Origin of the sequence: Amycolatopsis sp. VC5-11, from assembly GCF_037034185.1 — a bacterium.
In the GTDB taxonomy this organism is placed as follows: domain Bacteria; phylum Actinomycetota; class Actinomycetes; order Mycobacteriales; family Pseudonocardiaceae; genus Amycolatopsis; species Amycolatopsis nivea.
This window is the reverse complement of the sequence record NZ_JBAGKF010000007.1, coordinates 334,117-355,001: the sequence shown is the minus strand read 5'-3', so window position 1 is coordinate 355,001 and position 20,885 is coordinate 334,117. Positions and strand designations below refer to the sequence as shown.

Annotated in this window: 17 protein-coding genes; 4 read left to right on the top strand and 13 right to left on the bottom strand. The window is 69.9% G+C overall.

Annotated features, from left to right (window positions below):
• Window positions 1–6: 6 nt before the first annotated feature.
• Together WA670_RS23305 and WA670_RS23300 are read right to left on the bottom strand one after the other, a co-directional pair.
• Complete coding sequence (locus WA670_RS23305; RefSeq protein ID WP_238606564.1) at window positions 7–2,085, bottom strand: hydantoinase/oxoprolinase family protein; 2,079 nt, start codon at window positions 2,083–2,085, stop codon at window positions 7–9.
• A 92-nt stretch (window positions 2,086–2,177) separates the two neighbouring features.
• Entirely contained in the window at window positions 2,178–3,269 is a 1,092-nt protein-coding gene (locus WA670_RS23300) for a helix-turn-helix transcriptional regulator (RefSeq protein ID WP_336158823.1), read from the bottom strand.
• A 259-nt stretch (window positions 3,270–3,528) separates the two neighbouring features.
• Here WA670_RS23300 and WA670_RS23295 point away from each other — a divergent pair, with 259 nt between their 5' ends.
• Window positions 3,529–4,923, top strand: a complete 1,395-nt coding sequence (locus tag WA670_RS23295) for a PKD domain-containing protein (protein ID WP_336158822.1) — start codon at window positions 3,529–3,531, stop codon at window positions 4,921–4,923.
• A gap of 163 nt (window positions 4,924–5,086) precedes the next feature.
• Here WA670_RS23295 and WA670_RS23290 read toward each other — a convergent pair whose 3' ends face one another.
• From WA670_RS23290 to WA670_RS23245, 10 genes are all read right to left on the bottom strand, one after another.
• Window positions 5,087–5,953 carry a helix-turn-helix domain-containing protein gene (locus WA670_RS23290; RefSeq protein WP_336158821.1) on the bottom strand — a complete coding sequence of 289 codons (867 nt, stop codon included), beginning with the start codon at window positions 5,951–5,953 and terminating at the stop codon, window positions 5,087–5,089.
• A 587-nt stretch (window positions 5,954–6,540) separates the two neighbouring features.
• Window positions 6,541–7,047, bottom strand: a complete 507-nt coding sequence (locus WA670_RS23285; protein ID WP_238606568.1) for a hypothetical protein — start codon at window positions 7,045–7,047, stop codon at window positions 6,541–6,543.
• 44 nt (window positions 7,048–7,091) lie between these two features.
• Window positions 7,092–7,820 (bottom strand): alpha/beta fold hydrolase, encoded by a 729-nt coding sequence (locus WA670_RS23280; protein ID WP_238606569.1) that lies wholly within the window; start codon window positions 7,818–7,820, stop codon window positions 7,092–7,094.
• Between the two features lie 533 nt (window positions 7,821–8,353).
• Window positions 8,354–8,944: a TetR/AcrR family transcriptional regulator gene (locus tag WA670_RS23275; RefSeq protein ID WP_238606570.1), complete on the bottom strand. Its 591-nt coding sequence runs from the start codon at window positions 8,942–8,944 to the stop codon at window positions 8,354–8,356.
• A 111-nt stretch (window positions 8,945–9,055) separates the two neighbouring features.
• Window positions 9,056–9,871 (bottom strand): ATP-binding cassette domain-containing protein, encoded by an 816-nt coding sequence (locus WA670_RS23270; RefSeq protein WP_238606571.1) that lies wholly within the window; start codon window positions 9,869–9,871, stop codon window positions 9,056–9,058.
• Window positions 9,868–11,694 (bottom strand): dipeptide/oligopeptide/nickel ABC transporter permease/ATP-binding protein, encoded by a 1,827-nt coding sequence (locus WA670_RS23265; RefSeq protein ID WP_336158820.1) that lies wholly within the window; start codon window positions 11,692–11,694, stop codon window positions 9,868–9,870. Before WA670_RS23265 ends, WA670_RS23270 begins: the two co-directional genes overlap by 4 nt.
• Complete coding sequence (locus tag WA670_RS23260; protein WP_037806414.1) at window positions 11,691–12,632, bottom strand: ABC transporter permease; 942 nt, start codon at window positions 12,630–12,632, stop codon at window positions 11,691–11,693. Before WA670_RS23260 ends, WA670_RS23265 begins: the two co-directional genes overlap by 4 nt.
• A gap of 69 nt (window positions 12,633–12,701) precedes the next feature.
• Complete coding sequence (locus WA670_RS23255; protein ID WP_336158819.1) at window positions 12,702–14,225, bottom strand: ABC transporter substrate-binding protein; 1,524 nt, start codon at window positions 14,223–14,225, stop codon at window positions 12,702–12,704.
• A 172-nt stretch (window positions 14,226–14,397) separates the two neighbouring features.
• Complete coding sequence (locus WA670_RS23250; protein WP_336158818.1) at window positions 14,398–15,375, bottom strand: methyltransferase family protein; 978 nt, start codon at window positions 15,373–15,375, stop codon at window positions 14,398–14,400.
• An 88-nt stretch (window positions 15,376–15,463) separates the two neighbouring features.
• Window positions 15,464–16,420, bottom strand: coding sequence for an aldo/keto reductase (locus WA670_RS23245; RefSeq protein ID WP_238606576.1), 957 nt, complete (start codon window positions 16,418–16,420; stop codon window positions 15,464–15,466).
• A gap of 86 nt (window positions 16,421–16,506) precedes the next feature.
• On the opposite strand from WA670_RS23245, the gene WA670_RS23240 reads away from it, so the two are divergent.
• Window positions 16,507–17,229: an SDR family NAD(P)-dependent oxidoreductase gene (locus WA670_RS23240; RefSeq protein WP_078870200.1), complete on the top strand. Its 723-nt coding sequence runs from the start codon at window positions 16,507–16,509 to the stop codon at window positions 17,227–17,229.
• A 63-nt stretch (window positions 17,230–17,292) separates the two neighbouring features.
• Here WA670_RS23240 and WA670_RS23235 read toward each other — a convergent pair whose 3' ends face one another.
• On the bottom strand, window positions 17,293–18,648 hold the full coding sequence (locus WA670_RS23235; protein WP_238606577.1) for an amidohydrolase: 1,356 nt from the start codon (window positions 18,646–18,648) through the stop codon (window positions 17,293–17,295).
• Between the two features lie 104 nt (window positions 18,649–18,752).
• On the opposite strand from WA670_RS23235, the gene WA670_RS23230 reads away from it, so the two are divergent.
• Together WA670_RS23230 and WA670_RS23225 are read left to right on the top strand one after the other, a co-directional pair.
• The gene (locus WA670_RS23230; protein WP_336158817.1) at window positions 18,753–19,862 is read left to right on the top strand and encodes a zinc-binding dehydrogenase; all 1,110 of its coding nucleotides are present in this window, start codon (window positions 18,753–18,755) and stop codon (window positions 19,860–19,862) included.
• Between the two features lie 31 nt (window positions 19,863–19,893).
• Window positions 19,894–20,859, top strand: coding sequence for an aldo/keto reductase (locus tag WA670_RS23225; protein WP_336158816.1), 966 nt, complete (start codon window positions 19,894–19,896; stop codon window positions 20,857–20,859).
• Window positions 20,860–20,885 lie beyond the last annotated feature (26 nt).

Below are 20,885 nucleotides of genomic sequence, written 5' to 3'. Positions count from 1 at the left end.
CGCTCCTCAGTCCTGGTTCTCGATGATGTTTTCGATGATCAGGAGACGGTCGGCGTCCACCCGGGCCCGGCGGCCCGGGAGCACCACCGTGGTGGCGAACTTCTCCGAGACGATCGCCGGTCCGTCGACGACCGCGCCCGCGGCGAGCCGTTCCCGGACGTGCACCGGGACCCTCGTGGTTTCCCCGGACCCGGGGACGCGCAGATCGCGTTCGCCGAGCAGGGATTCGCCTCCCTCGGCCGCGGTGGACGGCACCTTGTTCGGCCTCGGGATCACCGCGGTCACTTCGATCGTCGAGACGACGACCGGGATCTCCGCCGCGGAGAAACCGTAGGATTCCTGGTAGAACGCGTGGAAATCGGCGACCACGTCCGGCACGCGTTCCGCGGTCATCGGGCCGGGCGCCAGCGGCAGCCGGTTGTCCCAGGTCTGCCCGCGGTACATGGCGAAGACCGCGCGGTCGAAGGCAAGGCCGTCCAGTTCGACGCCCTGGGCGGCCAGCTCCCGGGTCAGGCTCTGTTCCATCGCGGCGAATTCCGCTTCGACGGTCTCGGCGTTGCCGGCGGCGAGCGGGACCATCAGCGACTGCGCCCGGGTGGTCCGCAGGTCGCTTCGCAGCAGCCCGAGCGCGGAGAACTGGCCCGGTGTCGACGGAACCACGACCGTGTCGAGTCCCAGGATCCGCGCGACGCGGTCGGCGAGCATCGGACCGGCCGAACCGAACGGGAGCAGGGCGAACTCGCGGACGTCCAGTCCCCGGTAGACCGAGATGGTGCGGATCTTCGCCGCGATGTCCTCGCACGCGATCTGGTAGGCGGCCTCGGCCAGCTCGAGCGCGGAAAGCCCCCACTGCTCGCCGGTCCGGGCCAGTGCGGTGCGCGCGGCCTCGACGTCGAGGGAGATGCGGCCGTTCGCGAACAGATCGGGCTGCAGGACGCCGAGCAGCAGGCAGGCGTCGGTGAGCGTCGCCTCGGTGCCGCCGCGCCCGTAGCACGCCGGACCGGGATTCGAGCCCGCCGATTTCGGGCCGACCGCGACCTGCCCGAGCGCGTTCGGCCCGATGACGCTGCCCGCGCCCGAGCCGACGCTCTCCACGTCGACCAGCGGCAACGTCAGCGTGAGGCCGGTTTCCAGCGTCCACAGGTCGGTGAGCGGGGTCTGCGCGTCGACGATGGCCGCGACGTCGGTGCTCGTGCCGCCGACGTCCATGGTCAGCAGGTTCCGCTTGCCCGACTCCCTGGCCAGCTGCAGGCTCCCGGTCACGCCGCCGACCGGCCCGGAGACGAGCTGGAACACCGGGGCCTTGCCCGCGTCCTGCACGGTCGCGACGCCGCCGTTGGTCGTCATGATCCAGAGCGTGCCGCCGAACTTCCGCTGCTCCAGCGCGACGGTGAGCCGCTGGAGGTAGCCGACCACGGCCGGGCCGACGTACGCGTCCAGCGCGACGGTCGTGGTTCGCTCGTGCTCCTTCGTGACCGGATACAGGTCCGAGGTCTGCACGTAGGCGTGCGGAATCTCCTCCGCGAGGATTTCCGCCGCACGCCGCTCGTGGCCGCGTTCCCGGTACGAATTCATGAAGCACACGGCGACCGCCTGGACACCCTGCGCGGCGAAACCGCGGGCCGCCGCGCGGACGGCGTCCTCGTCCAGCGCCAGCAGTTCCGTGCCGTCGTAGCCGATCCGCTCCGGGACGCCGATCCGGTCGCGCCGGTGCACGATCGGCCGTTCCTGGTGCGGCCGCAGCCAGGTCGGGTCGTAGAACCGGTCGCCGAACTCGCGGTGCATCCGGCCGATGTCGAGCAGGTCCCGGTGCCCGCGCGTGGCCAGCAGCGCGGTCTTCGCGCCCGCGCGGCTCAGCAGCGCGTTGATGCCGACGGTGTGCCCGTGCACGATCTCCGCGACCTCGGGCGGCTCGACGCCGATCGCGGCGAGCGCCTCCAGGACGCCGTGTTCCTGTTCCTTCGTGGACAGCACCTTGCCGTCCCGGATCTCCCCGGTGGTCCGGTCCAGGCCGATGATGTCGGTGAAGGTCCCGCCGACGTCGATGCCGACCAGCCAGCCTGCCGAGCCTCGTTGCTCAGTCACCTCATGCCTCCACGGGTCGTGGTGTGTGAGGCGATTCTGCGGCCGGTGCGACCGCGGTCACATCGGCCAAGAGTCCGAGCCGGACTGGGACCTTAGGACAGTGCCCCGCCGCGCAGCCAGAGCGCGATCGCCTCGGTGCGGCTGGCGACGCCGAGCTTGCGCAGGATCTGCGTGACGTGCGACTTGGCGGTGCGCTCGGTGATCAGGAGCTCACGCGCGATATGCCGGTTCGACCGGCCCGCCGCCAGGAGCTCCATCACCTCGTTTTCCCTTGCTGTCAGCGGAATCTGCGGGCTCGACGGCGGCGGCGCGACCGGTGCGGGCAGAGCCGCCGGACGGGTCATCAGGCCGTCGGCGGTGTCGCGCAGGAACGCCAGCCCTTCCAGCATCGTCAGGCGGCCGAGGGAATGGCTGAGCGCCTCGGCCATGAGCGTGAGCAGCGCCCGGTCGGTTTCGTCGACGTCGCGGCGCTGGTGGTAGCGGTCGCCGTGCAACAGCCCGACGACCTGGCCCTGCACTGTCAGCGGGGCGATTCCGTACGAAGTGGACCTCGTGACCCGGATCAGGTCGCGGTCCACGCGTTCGCTGTGCTGGGTGTCGAAGATGAGCCGGGTTTCGGCCCGGTCGACCACGTCCGCTTCGATCAGTCCGCCGCGCAAGGCAGGCGGCGACGCTTTCCCGACGGCGACGATCTCGTCCGCCCACCGCGGCTCGCGCACGACGCACATCGTGTGCAGCCGCCACACCGAGTCCACCACGCGGGAGACCAACACTCGGTCGAATCCGAGCCGGCAGCCCGCTTCGGGAACCCGGCCGAGGAATTCGTCCACGGACTTCGCGTCCCGGACCGACGCCAGCGAGACGGCCACGCGGCGCAACAGGAGGTGCTGGTCGGCGAGCCGCGCTTCCGCCAGTTCGGCCTCGACCGCGCGGATCCGGGCCAGCAACTCGGCCAGCTCTCTCCGCCGCGCGGCGGTGACGCTGGTTTCGTCCGCGCTGTGCAGGGTTTCGGCCAGCACCGCGTTCCACAACCGGCCCAGCGCCCCGGCCGCCTCGTCGGCCCACGGACCGTCAAGCGTCGGCACGGGCACGTCGAGACCGAGCGTGGCCCCGACGTCCGCGCACAGGTCCCGGTACCGCCCGCCCAGCCCAGCGGCGGCCGAGACGGTGCTGTCCACGTCCATCGGTCACCTCTGGTGCTTCCTCGCTGCCGCGCTGAAGCACAATATATGCGCTGATGAGCCCTGGTTCAAACGACGCGGGGCCTCCCGGCCAGTTCGCCGTGGTCGGAGCGGGATTCTCCCGGGAGAGCCGCTCGGACTGTCCGAGAAGATGGACAGTCCGGCTCCCGGAACCCGCCTAACGTCGTTTCCCGGCCGCCAATGCGAATTCGGCGACTGATCGCCCTTGCGGACACTCTGTTCCGGCGGAAGGAAACCAGCGATGCAGACCGGCAATGCCCCACTGGGAGGACGCAACCGCACGGCTCGCAGGCGGCGGACCGCCGGCTGTGTCGCGATGGCTTCGGTGCTGATGCTGGGGCTCTCGGCGCCGCCGTCGCAAGCGGACACTCCCCTCCCCCTGCACCATTACCTCCTCGTCGGCGGATTCGCCTCGCCCGGCATCAGCTCGGTCAGCGTGACCCGGGACAGCGCGATGACCACCGTGCCCGGCTCCCCGTTCGCCGGAGGGCTCGGTTCGCTGGGCATGGCGATCACGCCCGACGCGCAGAAGGTCTACTCCGTCGACAGCGGATCGGGCACCATCATCGGCTACCGCATCGGCACGGACGGCACGCTGAGCCCGTTCGAAGGCGGCACCGTCCTGGTAGGCCTGCCCGTCGTCGGGGCGGCGATAACTCCAGACGGCTCGCGGTTGTTCGTCACCCTGGGCGGCGGCGCCGGCGCGGGATCAGTGCGCTCGTATGCGATCTCCCCGGACGCCGGCCACCTCATCGTCACCAACTACCTCGCGAACAGCGTGACATCCTTCGCGATCGCCCCCGATGCGACGCTGACCCAGGTCGGCGCACCGGTAGCCGCCGGGAACAAGCCGGTCATCCCCGCGTTCACGCCGGACGGGAAACACCTCTACGTCAGCAACGAAGGCAGCGGCGACCTCTCGGGTTACGCGGTCGGCCGGGACGGTGCGCTGACAGCAATCGCCGGATCGCCGTACCCCAGCGGCGGAACCACACACGGTGTCGTCATCACACCCGACTCGCACCGGCTCTACGTGCCCAACACGACCTCGAACACCGTCACCGGATGGACCATCGGCACCGGCGGCCACCTGACCCCGCTGCCCGGCTCGCCGTACCCAATGCCAACGATGCCGGGCCGGGTCACGCTCAGCGCGGACGGCAAGTACCTGTTCGTCATCCAGGCGATCGCGGTGGACAACCCGACGTTGCACAGTCAGGTGTACAGCTATGTGCTGCAACCAGACGGCCAGCCAGTCCCCAGCGGCCTCCCGCCCGCCGACACGGGCTTGGTCTGGCACGACGGCTCGAACGCTTTCCTCACCCCGAACCAAGGCCCACTCGCCGCACTGACCGCAACGGGGCCCACGTCCGGCGGCACGCGCGGATTCTCCGCCGCAGCCTCGTCAGACCCGGACGGCACAGTGTCCCAGTACGCCTGGGATTTCGGCGACGGACAGCGGCTGTTGACCACTACGCCCGACGTCTCGCACACGTACGCCAAGCCCGGAACCTGGACCGTTACGGTGAGGGTCACCGATGACGAAGGCTGTTCCACCGACCTGATCTACGAGGGAACGACGGTCACCTGCGGTGGCGGCCCGCGCGCGCAGGCACGAACGACAGTCACGACCTAGCGCTCGAGGCTGGAGCGGAGTGCTTACCGGCTGGCCCGCAGTCGCTGGCTCGATTCGTTCGCGTTCCGGCCTCGGCACCGCGAGCAGAAAGCCTTGCACCTCTTGACTTCCCGGCGCGGTGACCGTCCAATCCAGCCGGATTGGACGGATCGCCGTTGCCCGGTCAGCCGTCCTGTTTCGGCACTGTGTCCCGCAGCCGAGCAAGCCGTTCCGCCGACTCCGAACCGGGCTCGGCCGACCAGATCACCAGATGCTGTTCGCCGTTCCCGGCCTGGTGGAAGCTGTCCCAGTCCAGCGACATCTCCCCCACCTTGGGATGCGCGACGGTCTTCGTGCCGAAATTCTGGTGCGCCACCCGGCGTTCGGCCCACCAGCGGCGGAAGTCCGGGCTCGTCAACGACAGATCCCCCACCAGCCGCGACAACGCCGGATCCGTCGGGTTGTCCGCCGCGTTCATCCGCAACACCGCGACACACGTGCGCGCGACCTGCTCCCACTCCGGATACAGCGCCCGCATCTGCGGATTCGCGAAGACCAGCCGGATGTAGTTGCGGTCCCGCTCCGGAATCTCGCCGAAATCGAGCAACAGCGCGGCGGCGAGGTCGTTCCACGCCAAGATGTCCAGATACCGGCTGAAAACCAGCGCAGGCACCCGGTCCAGCTGCCCCAGCAACCGCTCCAACTGCGGACGCACCGCACGCTTGCGCCGGCCCGGCTCCCGCGGCACGGAAGCCGGACCAGACCGGGTGAGCAGCGTGCGGACGTAGTCGCGTTGCTCGTCGTCCAACCGCAAGGCACGCTCCAACGCGGCCTGCACGGGCTCGGACGGAGCGAGGCGGCCCTGTTCGATCCGGGTGTAATAGTCCGTGCTGATCGAGACCAGCTGCGCCACTTCCTCGCGGCGCAGTCCCTGGACGCGGCGGCGCTCCCCCGCCGGGACGTCGAGCCCGACCTCCCGCGGCTGCAGCTCAGCGCGGCGATGCTGGAAGAACTGTCCCAGCTCGCGCAGCTCTGTCGGGGTGTCGGCCATGCGTTCCACCATACGGCGAATGCTGCTTTCGATCCTGGGATGAATCCTTCCCAGGATAAGTCTCTCTCTTCCAGCGCGTGCGAACCACCGAGGTCCCGGCTACCGAGCTGACACCATGACGGAAGTCCGGCCCCCCAGCGACGGCAAGGAACAGGCGTCCGCCGACTACGCGCCGCGGCTCGCTGAGGACGGATACCTCGTTCTCCCCTTCGACGCGGCCTACTCCCCCGTGGCCCGGAAGACCCGGTGCAGCGTGCCGACGACCTCTTCGGCAACGCAGTGTCTTATCTGGCCAGCCCGGACGGTCCCGTGCTGGAAGCCGTGGACGAGTCGACGCCCGCGACGAACTGAAAGCGTTCTTCGGACAACACCTGAAGGCGTGAGCCGGTCCCGTCCGCGCACTCAGCCCACCGGCCGAGCCATTCGAGTCCGCAGCGCTTCTTCCGGACCGCCACGCAATATCGTGCGCGTGGTCCCAGATACCGAACGCGAACCTGCCGGTGAACCGCTCGTCCCACTCCAGGTAGGCCCGCAGCAACACCTCGGTGTCGAACCGGGTCCGGAACACCTGCCCGCCGCGCGACAGCTCAGCCCCGCGCCTCCTCGCGAAGGAGCCGCACCGCCTTCGGACCCACGCCGTGCAGGGCGAGCAACTCCGCGTCGGTCCACTCTGCGGTCTGTGCCAGCGTCGTGATCCCCGCACCGTGCAGGGCCCGGGTGGCTGGGCTGCCGATCGCCTTCGGCAAGTCCCCCACCTCCCCTGCCACGGCGGTCCCGGCCGCAGCCACCGGGGCCGCCAGGCGCTTCGGTGCCCGGGCCAGCCACGCGCGGCGCACCCAGTGGTTGAGCTGCTGCCCGTTGAGGTCCCCGATCGGCAACCGGGCCCCCGCCCTGGCGACGCGGCGGGCGCTCGGGTGGGCGGCGCGCAGTTCGTCCACATCGGACGGGGTCATCCGGAGCACGACCTGCCGATCCGGTCGCAGGGCGGCGAATTCCTTGCCCTGCACCGTGAACGCGACCGTGCCGTCAACGGCCAGCTCGGCCGTTTCCGGGTAGGACAGGGCGGTTCTGCGGAGCTGCGCCGGTGTCGTCATGGCCCCAGGCTGGCACGACTGGCCCGCTCAGGCCATTTCGGCCCTCAGCCGGCCTCGGCCCCGAGGAAGTCGAACACCGCCTCCCGCAGCTCGACCCCCACCAGCGCACCGCGGTGATCCCCCGCGACCTGCCGCAGCCGCGCACCCGGCACCCGCGCCACGAGCTGCTCGATCCCGTGCGCCATGAAGTCCTGCCGCCCCGCAAGGAACAACGTCGGCACCCGCGGAACCCCCGCCCCCGGATCGAACGGCTCGCTAGCCAACCCCTCGACGAGATTCAGCAGCGACTCCGCGTCCCCCGCCGCCGCCATCGCCGTGATCGCCCCAGTAAGCGGATCGTCCGGCGCCGGCCCGCCCTGGACGGCCAGCCGCGCCGCCCCGAGATCAACCGCCGCGAACGGTTCCTGCGGACTCAACCCGCCCAGCACCAATCGCCGCACCGACACCTTGGGATGCGCCGCGAGATCCCACGCAAGCCGCGCCCCGAGCGAATACCCGACGACGTCGACCTCTTCCGCACCAGCACATTCCGCCAACGCGTCGACCACCAAGGTCGAGGTCACCTCCTCGGCCTCCGCGACCTTGGGCCCGCCAGGATGCCCCGGCAAATGCACCACAACCGTCTCCCGCCCGGCAGCCGCCAGCGGATCGGCCCAGTACTCCGCAGGCCAATCACACGCGGCCGAGGACGCGAACCCATGAATCAACACGACCGGAGGCCCGGTGACAGGACGACGGGAAAGCGTACGGGTGACCGGAAACGCGGAAGTCATTCTACAATCGTAGACAAAACCCGTCACCTGGTCCAGCGTTAAGTGAGGGCCACCCTCATTGACTCTGATTCCCCCAGGGTTCCCCTCACGACCCGCCCGCCGCCGTACGTGAGGGACCCCTTCACGGACCTAGATTCCCTCAAGGAGCCCTTCACGGCCCGCCCCGCACCGCCGCCCCGCCGGGGATGCGCCCCCAATGCGGCATTGGTTGCATGCGACGCACCGAACGCCACATTGGGTGCATCTGACGCACCCAATGCCACATTGGGGCGCTAACCCCAACCGCCGCCCGCACACCCCATCGCAACCACCCCGCGCGCCCGAAACCGCAGCCAATGCACCCAACAATCGAGGCACCCAGCCCTCCCCCGCACCCCGATACGAAGCCACAATGCGGTCCGGGGGTGCTTGTCAAGGCATCTTTCCCGCCTTGACAAGCACCCCCTGGCCGTCATCACAATCAAGCTTCGGGGTGCCCCACGCAACCAAGAGGCCAATGTCGCCGCCAGGCGACGAGCCAAAAAGAAGAGAACTCAATCCCCAATCCGAGCCATCAACCCGTCCACATACCCCCGATACCGCTCCGCAACCTCCCCCACCGGATGCATCAAACTAGTCACATTAGCCCCGATGGAAACCGCGATAATCTCATCCGCCAGCACCCCGATCACTGGAGCATCCGCCGCCTCCCCCTTCCCCCGAGCAGCAGCGATGCGAACCGTCAACTCCCCCCGCCAGCTATTGAGCAAATCCCGATACTGCCGAGCAAGCTCCGGATTAGCCACGGAATGCTCCCACAACACCAGCAAAACCCGAGCCGACGCGATCTGATGCTCGTCGAACGGAATCGCCGCCTCGACAAACCCCCGCAGCGACTCCACAGGCCCGAGCGAAGGATCCAGTTCGGACATCCGCTGCGAAGTCTCCTGCAGCACGCTCTCGAACGTCGCCGCGATGATGCTGTCCTTGCTGGGGAAGTAATGCTTGAGGGCACCGTTCGCGAACCCGGCCGCGGTCACGATGCTGCGCATCGTGGCAGCCTCGAACCCGCCCTCGATGATCAGCTTTTTGGCGACCTCGACGATCTCCCGTCGTCGCTGATCGTGATCGATGACCTTCGGCATGGTTACAGACTCTAACCCGTATTCTCCCGCGACGGATGTGACCCTGCTCGACCGTCCGCGGGAGCGGCGAGCCCGGGAATGCGGACGCACAAGCCATGGCCCGAAAATCGTTCACCCGAGTCCCAGACGAGTCGCCCGTCTCTCCGCCTGCCGTGCCGGGTCCGCCACCGGAGCGGCCAGCAGCAGCCGCTGGGTGTAGGGGTGCTCGGGAGCCCGCGTGACCGTCGCCGTCGGGCCCGATTCCACGATCTTTCCCTGGTACAGCACCGAAACCCGGTGACAGATCCGGTGCACCACGCCCAGGTCGTGCGACACGAACAGGTACGACACCCCGGTCTCGCGCTGCAGTTCCAGGAACAGGTCGAGGATCGTCGCCTGGGTGGTCAGGTCGAGCGCGCTCACCGGCTCGTCGCACACGATCAGCCGCGGCCGGCGGACCAGTGCCCGCGCGATCGCGATGCGCTGCCGCTGGCCGCCGGAGAACTCGCCCGGATACCGGTGCACCGCGTCGGCGGGCAGGCGCACGCGGTCGAGCATGTCCGCGACCACCGTCCGGGCGTCCGCACGCGAAGTCCCGGCCACCACCAGCGGTTCGGCAAGCACTTCGCCGACGGTCATGGTCGGGTCCAGCGAGCCGTACGGGTCCTGGAACACCACCTGGATGTCGCTGGCCAGCCGACGTCGCGTCGTGGCCCGGGCGTGGGTGATGTCCTCGCCGTCGAAGGTGATCCGGCCGGACTCCGGCGCGGCGAGGCCCAGCACAGCTTTGCCCAAAGTGGACTTTCCCGACCCGCTTTCGCCGACCAGCCCGACGCATTCGCCCGGCCGCACGTCCAGCGAAATCCCTTTGAGCGCCCGGAACCGGACCCGGCGGCTGAGCCGGTAGTCGACGACGAGGTCCTCGATCGCGAGCAGCGGAGCGGTCATCGCCCGGCCTCCTCTCCGGCCGCGTGGGCAAGACCGCGCCGTTCCCAGGCTTCGTCCAACTCGTCCCGTCCTTCGGTGTCGTCCAGCGACGCGCTGATCAGTTCGGCGGTGTAGGGGTCCTCCGGCGCGCGGAAGATCCGTTCCACCGGCCCGGTTTCCACGATCCGGCCGTCCTTCATCACCACGACGCGGTCGCAGATGTCCGCGACGACGCCGAAGTTGTGCGTGACGATCACCAGCGCCATCCCGTACTCGGCCTGCAGTTCGCGCAGCAGCTCCAGCACCTCGGCCTGCACCGTCACGTCCAGCGCGGTCGTCGGCTCGTCCGCCACCAGCAGCGACGGCCGCCCGGCCACCGCGCCGGCGATCAGCACGCGCTGCGCCATGCCGCCGGAGATCTGGTGCGGATAGCTCGCCATGACCCGGTCCGGGTCGGTGAGGCCGACCCGCTCCAGCACCTCGCGCGCCCGCTTCTTCGCCGCGGCCTTGTCGAGCCCGTGCACCCGACGCAGCGGCTCGACGAGCTGCTGCCCGATCCGATAGCACGGGTCGAGGTTCGTCATGGGTTCCTGAGGCACGTACCCGATCTCGCGGCCGAGCAGTTTCGCCCGCTCCGCCGCGCTCCCGACCTCGCGCCCGCCGACCCAGATCCCGTCGGCGACCGCGGTCCCGCCGGGCGGCAGGAGGTCGAGCACGGAGAACACCGTCTGCGTCTTGCCCGACCCGGATTCGCCGACGATCCCCAGCACCTCGCCGGGCGCCGCGTCCAGCGACACCCCGCGCACGACCTCCTTGACGCCCTTGTCCGTCGCGTATCCGACCCGCAGGTTCTCGATCCGCAGCGCGCAATCCGCGGCCGCGTGTTCGTGAGCGCCCGAGGCCGCGCCCTCGCCCAGCGCGTCCGGCGCCGGTGCCGCGAGGGCTTCCCGCACCCGAGCCCGACTCCGGCGCGTCGGCTGTTCCCCGCGGACGCTGACCAGGTCGGCGAGCGTCGAGCCCATGAACGCCAGCGCGGCGATCGTCACGCCCAGCGCGATCGACGGCCACAGCAGGATCAGCGGGTACGTCAGCATGTTCAGGAAGCCGTCGTTCATCGTCTGGCCCCAGCTGGGCGTCGACGCCGAGCCGATGCCGAGGAACTGCAGGCCGGCCTGCATGCCGATGGCGAGCCCGGCGGTGAGCGCGGTCTGCACGATGATCGGCGCGTACACCGCGCGCAGCAGGTGCGTGCGCAGGATGCGCAGCGTGCCGACGCCGGCCACGCGGGCGGCGTCGATGTACGGCTCCCGGCGCACGGTGAGGGCGCGGGCGCGAGTGATCCGGTAGTAGCCGGGCGAGAGGAACACGCCGAGCGCGATCATCAGCACGGTGAAGTCCTGGCCGGTGCCCGCCGCGACGACCAGCAGCACGATCATCCCGGGCACCGACTGCAGCGCGTCGCTGATCCACGAGCAGATCCGGTCGGTCGCGCCGCCGAAGTACCCGGCGACCACCCCGGTCGGGACGCCGAGCACGACGCCGGTGACGCAGGTGATCACGCCGCCGTACAGCGTGGTCCGCGCGCCGTAGAGCAGCCGGCTGAAGAGGTCGCGTCCGGCGGAGTCGCCGCCGAGCAGGTGCCCGTTGCCGGGTTCGGCGTGGGTGAGCGCGAAGTCGACGTGGTTCGGGTCGTAGGGGGCCAGCCACGGCGCGAACACCGCGGCGAGCACGACGAGCGCGAACACGACCAGCGCGACGACGCCGACCGGACGGCGGAAGTACCGGCGCAGCAAGGAAATCCGCTTCACCGGGGCGAGCGTGGCGGGGAACGGGGCAGCGGTCATCGGTCGCGCACCTTCGGGTTGACCCACCCGAGCACGAGGTCGAGCAGGAAGTTGACGATCACGACGAACACGACGGTCACCGCGGTCAGGCCGAGCAGCACCGGGATGTCCCCGATCTGCGACGCCGACTGCGTCAGGCTGCCGATCCCCGGCAGGTTGAACACGATCTCCACGACCACCGCGCCGCCGAGCAGCCCGACGAACATCAGCGCCAGCACGGTCAGTGCGGACGGCGAGGCGTTGCGCAGCACGTGCGTCGTGACCCGCCGCGACGACAGGCCGCGCGCCCGCAGCGTGCGGACGAAATCCTGGTTGGCGACCTGGAGGAAGCCGTTGCGCAGCTGTTCGGCGATCATCACGATCGCGCCGAGCGACAGCGAGATCGACGGCAGCGCGATCGACCGCAGCCAGCCGACGAACGACTGGTCCGGCGACACGTAGCCGACCGCGGGGAACCACTGGAGCTGGATCGCGAACCAGGTGACGAGCACGAGGCTGACCCAGAACCCGGGCAGCGCGAACAGCACCACCGAGGCGAGCTTCAGCACGCGGTCGACCACTCCGCCGGGACGCAGGCCGCAGATGACCCCGACGAGCACGCCGAGGACCGCCGCGAGCAGCGTCGCGGCGACGACGACCGACAGTGTCACCGGCACGCGCAGCGCGATCTGTTCGCCGACCGGCTGGAAATTTCGCCAGGAAGTCCCGAAATCGCCGGTGGCCGCGTGCGACAGCCAGTCCCAGAACTGGACGAGCAGCGGCCGGTCGTACCCGATCTGGGCGCGCAGCGCCGCCTGCTGCGCGGGGGTCGCGCTGTTGCCGAGCAGCCCGGCGGTCGGGTCCCCCACCGCCGTGTGCGCCAGGAAGAACGTGCCGCTCGTGACCAGCACGAGCAGCAGGATCCCGGACACCAGGCGTTTGACGATGAATGTGAGCATGTCGTTCGGCTCCTCCCCCGGAGCCGTCCACAGTGGAATCTTCGGACGGCTCCGGGGACGACGGGCGCGTCAGCCGCGCTGGATGAACCGCAGCGTCGGGAACATCATGCCGGTGATCGGCGTGACGGTGATGCCCTTGACGCTGAAGTAGAGGTTGTCGGCCTGGTACCAGACGTTCCACCAGGCGAGGTCCACGAGCTTCGTGTTGAGCTCCTTGAGCGCCGCGGTCTGGTCCGCGCCCGGCTGGGCCTGTTCCGCCTTCTGCACGAGCGCCTTCACCTCCGGGAAGGCGTCCACCGACGGCTTCGGGTTGTACCACTGCGACGACGTGACCTGGTCGGTCAGCGTGGCCATGTCGTTGCCGTCCATCGCGATCACCGCGAGGAACATCGGGTACGTCGGCGCGTTCTTCTGGTAGTCCGGCATCGACATGTTCTGCCAGTCGACCTTGATGCCCAGCTGCCCGAAGGTCTGCTCGGCGGCGGGCTGCCACGCCTGGAAGATCGTGGACATCGGCATCTTGAGGCTGAACCCGCCCGCATACCCGGCTTCGGCGAGCAGTTGCTTGGCCTTGCCGAGGTCGGTCTTGTACTTGCCGTTGCCCGCCGGGTCGTAGACCTGGCTGCCGCTCGGCCACAGCTGGTCGGTGACCGTGCCGGCGTCGTTGCCGACCGCCTTCAGGATCCCGGCCGCATCGAAGGCGTAGGAGATCGCCTGCCGCACGCGCTGGTCGCCGAGCGCCTTCACCTGGCTGCCGGTGCGGTCGGCGAACTGCACGCCGACCCACGACGCCGGCTTCTTCGCGACATTCCAGCCGTTCTGCTGCGCCTTCGGCAGGTTCGCCGCGTTGGCGAACTGGACGTTCAGCTGACCGGACAGCATCGCGTTGAAGCTCGCCGCCTGGTCGGTGATCGGGAACAGCCGCACCGTCGGGAACGGGTAGGTGGCGCTGTCCCAGTGCTTCGCGCGCTTCTTGAAGACGTACTGCGACTGCGGCTGCGAGGATGCCTTGTCGAAGGTGTACGGGCCGGAGCCGTCCGGGCCGTTGGCGAGCGACTTGGCCTTGATCGCCTTGGGCGAGGCCATCCAGCTGCGCCCGAGGCCCATAAAGTACAGCAGCGCGTCGTCGCGTTCGGACAGACGGAGCACGACCGTCGAGGGGTCCTTCGCCTCGACGCTCTTCACGTCGATGTAGGCCTGCCCGGACCGGGTGCCCGCCTTGAGGTGGTTGAGGTTCTCGACCGCCGCGGCGGAGTCGAACTTCTGGCCGTCGTCGAACGCGACGTCGTCGCGCAGGTGCATGGTCAGGGTCAGCCGGTCGGCCGACCAGTCCCACGACTTCGCGAGCGCCGGGATCGGCTTGGCGTCCTTGTCCAAGGCGACCAGCGGGTCGTAGACCGCGGACAGGTACGGGCCGTCGAAGCCGATGTCGGCGTTGGCCGGGTCCCACGACGTCACGTCGAGGAACACGCCCGCCTTCAGCTCGTCGGTGCCCGCGCCCGCCCCGGCGGCGCCCGAGCCGGTGCATCCGGCGATGCCGAGCAGCGCCGCGGCGGCCGCCGCGAACAACGCCGCTGTCCTTGTCCTCGTCATTGAGTCCCTCTCTCAGGGTGCTGGACCGCCGGCGGGGTCGCTCGGCGCCCCGCCGGGAACGGCGGGCCTGCGAGTGCGGCCCGGCTCGCCGTGGTGCGGGATAGTCTACGATTGTCGGCTAAAAAATCAACGGGCCGGATGCGTTTGTTATCTCCCGGCCCGGCGGCCGTTTTCAGACGGCGTCGGCGACCAGAACGCGAGGGCTTCCGGGCAGTGCGAGAACATCGCATACGCGCCATCCTGCACCGTCCAGCCATTCGCGGACTTCCGCCTCCGGATAGACGACGGTTCCGTCGATCACGAAGTACTCCCCCGCGTGCAGCGCGTCGATCGGGCGCTGCCGTTCGCCGTCGTCGAGGAAGAAGTCCAGCAGCAGCAACGTCGCTCCGTCCCCGGCGGCCGCGCGCGCGTTGGCCAGGATCTTCCGGTTCTGCTCCGCGGTGAACCGGTGCACCACGTGGTTCACCATCACCAGATCGTGCCCCCCGCCCGGTTCCGCGGATTCCGTGGGCGCGGGGTCGATGCTCGCGCGATCCGCGTACCCGGCCGCATTCACCGCGTCGGTGATCCCTTGCGTGGACTCGGGTCCGAAAACGAAACGAGCGGTCAGTGCGGGATTCGCCCGCAGCGCTCCGATCGCGAATTCCGGCGACAATCCGCCCAGATCGAGCATCGAACGGTAGGGCGAGAAATCGAATGCGCGCGCGAGCATCGACGCGTGCAGCGCGTTGTAGCGCATCACGCCCGCCATGAACGTCGCCCAGCGGCCCTCGTCCATCTGGAGGTCGCCCGGTTTGCCACTGTCCACAGTGGTGTCGAACTGGAGCCAGTGCCCGTAGCTGATTTCGTTGAGGAAGGTCAGGAACGGCGCCAGATCCGTAGCGCCGTCCCCGCCCAGGTACTCCCGCGCGTCGGCGGCCAGCTCGTAGCGGCCGTCGGTGCGCTCCAGCAGGCCGCGCGCGTTCATCGCGTCGGCGAGGATCCGGGTCAACTGCTCGCCCTTGCCGGTGGCGGCGGCGAGTTCCGGCGCCGTGCGCGGACCGTCGGCGAGCGCGCGGAACAAGCCGATCCGCGAGGCGGCGAACAACTGCTTCGCGCCCATGTACCCGATGGCGATGTCGACGATGCGGTCCGGCGCTGGTTTCGTCATGTGGCGGCTCCTCACGGCGTCGGGGGTGCCTCTCCGGGCACCCCGGGGAGCTTTAGTCTACGCACGTCGACAAAAAACACCAGCCCCTTCACCAGGTTCCGTCGGCGGCGACTGCGCGATCGAGCCACAACTCCTTGGTCAGCTCGCGAATCCGGTCCGCGCCGACGCGTTCCAACAGTGCCAGCGCGCCCGCATTGTCCTCCAGTTGCGCCAGCCGCGATACGCCCACGAGGACGTTCGCGGTCACGGGATTGGCCAGGCAGAAGGCAATTCCCAGCTGTGCGGGCGAAGCTTCCAGCTCCTCGGCAATCCGTTGCACCGCAGGCCAAGCGGCGGCGATCTTCTCCCGGATGCCTCCGACATCCGCGCCGATCTTGCGATTCGGCCGCAGATTCCCCACGAGCAGCCCGCCTTCGAAAATGTCCGACGCCTGCAGCGTCAGCTCGCCGGAAGCGAAGAGCGGCGCGTAAAACTCGCCCTCGGCCATCGAACGGCGCGCGAGCCCGTACTTCAGCTGCGCGAAAACCGGGGGCTCCACACCACGTTTGCGCGCAATGGCAACAGCTTTGCGCAGATCGTCAATGCGCCAATTGTTCACGCCCCACGCGCGGAACCGGCCAGCTTCCATCTGCTCCGCGACGTCCGCGACGACCCGTTCGAGGTCGACTTCCCCGAAGTAGTCGCCGACCACGACCAGATCGGCCGACTCCACCCCGACGCGCTCGAGGGAGGTGTTCATCTGCTGCGCGAAGCCGACGTTCGGATAGTCCCAGAGCCAGAGTTTCCCGCAGTAGAGCCAGTCTTCGCGGGCGAGACCGGCCTCGCGCACCGCGCGGCCGAAGATCCGGTCGGTCGTGGAACCCTCGGCGTGCGGGCCCATGTCGTAGTGCGCGACGTCGAAGAAGGCGAGCCCGAGTTCGGCCGCGCGGGCGATCAGCGCCACCGCGTCGCCGAACTCCATCCGGTCCCAGGTGTTCCACGAGCCGAGCGACAACGCCGGCACGCGCGGGAACGCCGGGCCCAGTCCAGGTCGATCCGTCGCCACGATTCCTCCTGCGGTTCAAGGGATTTATTTTCTACGCTTGTATACTATAAGCCCGCGAACCTCGCTCCCGGCGAAAGGAAACGACGATGCCCGCTGCCCGTACCGTGCTGATCACCGGAGGTGCCGGCGGCATCGGCCGCGCGATCGGCGCCGCCTTCGCCCAGGCAGGCGATTCCGTGGTGCTCGCCGACCTCGACGGCGCCGAAGAAGCCGCCAAACCGGTTGGCGGGCGCGGAATCCGGCTCGACATCACCGACGAGACCGCGATCTCGGCGGCGCTCGACGAGATCGGCCCGGTCGACGTCCTGGTCAACAACGCCGGTCTGCTCAGCGTCCACGGCCGGTTGCTGGACCTGCCCGGCCCGGACCTGCTGCGCATTCTCTCGACCAACGTGCACGGCACGTTCCTGATGACGCAGCTGGTCGCCCGCCGGATGGTCGCGCGCGGCGAGCCGGGCGTCGTGGTGAACCTGTCCTCGATCGGCGGGCGGCAGCCGACCCCTGGAATGGGCGGTTACGAAAGCAGCAAAGCCGCAGTGGACGCGCTGACCCGGTGGGCGGCGATCGAGCTGGCGGAGCACAAGATCCGGGTGAACGCGGTCGCCCCCGGCCCGGTCGCGACGCCGATGCTCGCCACCGCGATGCCGCCGGGATCGCCCGCGCACGCCGCGTGGGTGGCGCGGATCCCGGACGGCCGGATGGCTTCGGTCGAGGACGTCGCCGCCGCGGTGGTGTTCCTGGCGAGCCCGGCCGCCGCCCACATCACCGGGACAAGCCTCCCCGTGGACGGCGGCCAGCTGCTCACCTGATCCAGCTGTCCGTGAAGGGCTCCTTGAGGGAATCTGATTCCCTCAAGGAGCCCTTCACGGCCGTTAGGCGATGGCTGAGCGGTCGAAGACGATCTGTCCACCTAGGACGGTCAGATCGACGTCCACCTCGGGCAGCTCGGCGGGGGTCACCGTGAACGGGTCCGCGGACAGCACGCACAGATCGGCCGCCATCCCCGGCTCGAGGGTGCCCTTCCACGAAGCCGCACCGTCCTGCTGGGCCGGGTGCACGGTGTAGCAACGGAGCAGCGTTTCCATCCGCTGCCGCACGTCCTCGGCGGGCCCCATCCACTGGTCCGCGGCGGCGATTTCCTTGCGCCAGTCCGGCGGCAGCACCGGCGCGTCGGACGTCAGGCACAGCGGGACCCCGGCGTCCAGCGCCTCCTGCAGCGGCCACGCGGCGGCCGAACTGCCCGCGCCGAGCGCCGCGTCGACCACTCCTGCGGTGCGCACGGCGATCCCGGCCTGGGCGGACAGCCCGACCCCCAGCCGGGCCATCCGCTTCAGCTGCGCCGCGTTCACCAGGTCGCCGTGGATGACGTAGTGGCCGAGGTCGACCTCGCGTTCCTCCCGGGCCTGTTCGACGGCGTCCAGCATCAGCTCGATCGCCCGGTCGCCGGTCGCGTGCACGCCGACCTGCAGTCCGGCTTCGTGCGCGGTGCGGACCATCCGGGTGAAGTTTTCCTCGCGCTCCGGGTCGTCCGCGCCGCCGACGAGGAGGTGGGCGTGGCTGCCGTCGGCGTAGCAGTGGTGGGTGTAGGCCGAGCGCATCGGCGGGATGCCGTCGGCGAAGATCTTGACCCCGCGGAAGTTCAGCCGGCGCGGGTCGGCGCCCGGTCCGTCCACTGTGGCCAGTCCGGCGCGGAAGCGGTCGAAGGTGCTCGGGCCGTCGAGTTCGCCGTACAGCCAGAGCGCGGTGACCCGTGCCCGCAACAGTCCTTCGGCGGCCAGTTCGCGGTACTGCTCGACGACGGACATGCCGAACGCGCCGATGTGCCCGTCGTCCTCCCCCGGGCCGAGTCCGGGTTCGGTGTAGCTCGTAATGCCCAGCGCGGCAAGGATTTCGCCTGCGCGCAGGATGGCCGCGCGGCGTTCGGCGGCGGTGCGCAGAGGCTTTTCCGGACCGGGTCCGGGCGCGCCGTCGTCGGCGAACAGGGTGTCCGGCCACAGCGCGCCGAGCCAGGCGCCGTGCAGGTGCGCGTCGTTGATGCCCGGCAGCACCGCGCGGTCGCCGAGGTCGAGCACTCTCGTGCCGGGGCCGATCAGCTCCCGCAGGTCGGCGTCGGTTCCGGCGCGCAGCACGCGTCCGTCCCGCACCGCCAGCGCGGTCGCGGGCGCGGCACCGGCCATGGCGTGCACCGCCGCTGCCCGCAAGACGAGGTCCGCAACTGAGGTCGGCACAGGCGCTCCTGGAGGGATTCGGGGACTCGACATTTTTGTCGACGTCCGTAGACTAACCCATCGTCCGGCCCCGCAGGGCCCGCCAGTCCCCGGAAAGGTTTCCCATGACCGTCCCGACTTCCACCCGCGCCGCGGTGCTGACCGAGCACGGCGCGCCGCTGGAGCTGACCGAACTCCCGCTGCCCGCCGAGCTCGAAGCGGGCGCGGCGCTGGTCCGCGTTTCGTGCGCGACGCTGTGCGGCACGGACGTGGAGATCTGGTCCGGGAAGATGAGTTTCCCGGGCATGCTGCCGATGGTGCTGGGCCACGAAATGGTCGGCGAAGTGGTGGCCGCCGGACCGGACACGCGCGACGCGCTCGGCCGCGCGATCCAGGCCGGGTCCCGGATCGGCTGGTCGGAATCCACCTGCGGCGAGTGTTACGGCTGCACCGTGCTGCGCGAACCGGTCGCGTGCTCGCGGCGCGGCTACGGCTTCCTGCAGCGGTCGGACGTCGCGCCGTTCGCGACCGCCGGACTGTGCGAATACGCCTACGTCGTCCCGGGCGCGGCGAAGCTGCTGCTGCCCGCCGAGGTGCCCGACACCTGGGCCGCGATGGCCGGATGCGCGGCGAAAACCGTGCTGCGCGCGTTCGACCGCGTCGGCGGCGTCCGGCCCGGATCGCGCGTGGTGGTGCAGGGGTCCGGCGCGCTGGGCCTCTTCGCGACCGCGGTCGCGCACCTGAGCGGGGCGGGCAGCGTCATCACCGTCGGCGCGCCCGCGTCGCGGCTGGAGCTCGCGAAGGAATTCGGGGCCGACGACGTGGTCGAAGTCGCGGGCGGTTCGGACGCGATCGTCGAGCGCGTCACCGAGCTGACCGGCGGCCACGGCGGCGACCTCGTGCTGGACTTCGCCGGTGCGCCGTCGATCGGCCGCGAGGCGGTCGCGATGGCGGCGCAACGCGGGCGGGTCGTGATCGTCGGGAGCACCGGACCGGAGCCGACACCGGTCCCGCTCGGCACGGTGATGGGCAAGGAACTGACCGTCGTCGGCTCCCTCAACGGCGACATCGCCGATTACCACCACGCGATCGAGTTCTTCGGTTCGTTTGCCTCCCGGATGCCGTGGGACCGGCTGTTCGGCACCCCGGTCGGGCTCTCCGGCGCGAGCGAGCGGATCGAGGCCATGCACCGCCTCGACGAGACGAAAGCCGTCGTCGACCCCCGTCTTCCCTGATCCCTTTCCCGTTACGAGCCAAGGAGGTCTCGTGTCCGCATCCTCGCCCCTGCCCCGCCGCAAGATCGGCACGTCCGGTCTGGACGTTTCGCTGCTCTCGCTCGGTTCGTGGCACACCTACGACCGGATGGACTTCGCCGACGCCGTCGCGATGATCCGCGCCGCGGTCGAGGGCGGCGTGAACCTGTTCGACGTCGGCGTCTACGGCATGCCCGGCCACCCGCCGGTGTTCACCGACGTGCTCTGGAGCGCGATCATCCGCGCCGCCCGCATCCCTCGCGACGACTACCTGGTCTCGGCGAAGCTGTGGATCGAAGGCTTCGGCGACCAGGGATTCCGGCCGCAGCTGGAAAACGCGTTCCTGCGCGGCGGGTTCGACGTCGCGGACCTGGTGATCCTCGGCGACCTGCGCCGCGACGACGTCGCGCTGGAGGACCTGGTCGAGGATCTCGCCGGGCTCACCCGCTCCGGGCTGATCCGGGCGTGGGGCGTCAACAACTGGTCGGCCGGGAACATCGCGCGGCTGCGCGAAATCGCCGAAGCACTGCAGGTTCCGGGTCCGCAGATCGCGCAGCTGAAGTACAGCATCGGCCGCCGGTCCATTCCGGACGGCGCGCCGTTCGCCCGGCTGTTCGCCGACGGGTTCGTCATGCAGGCGTCGGACGTGCTGGAAGGCGGCATCCTCGCCGGGCGCACCAAGCTGACCCGCGAGATCGGCCGCGACCCCGGCGACGTCCGCAAGCGGATCACCCGCGACGCCCCCAAGGTCGTGCAAGCCGCGGAAGAACTCGGCACGAGCGCGGCGCGGCTCGCGGTCGCGTTCACGCTCACGCATCCAGCGAACGTCACGACGCTCTTCGGCGCGACCCGGATGGAGCAACTGGAGGACAACCTGGCCGCGGTCGACCTGGTCGAGCAGGTCGGGGCCGAGCAGATCCGCGCGCTGGTGGAGCCGTTCTGGGCCGACCGCGACGCCGTCGATCCCGAAGGCCCCTGAGCCCGCCGACCTCCCCGCTCCCTAAC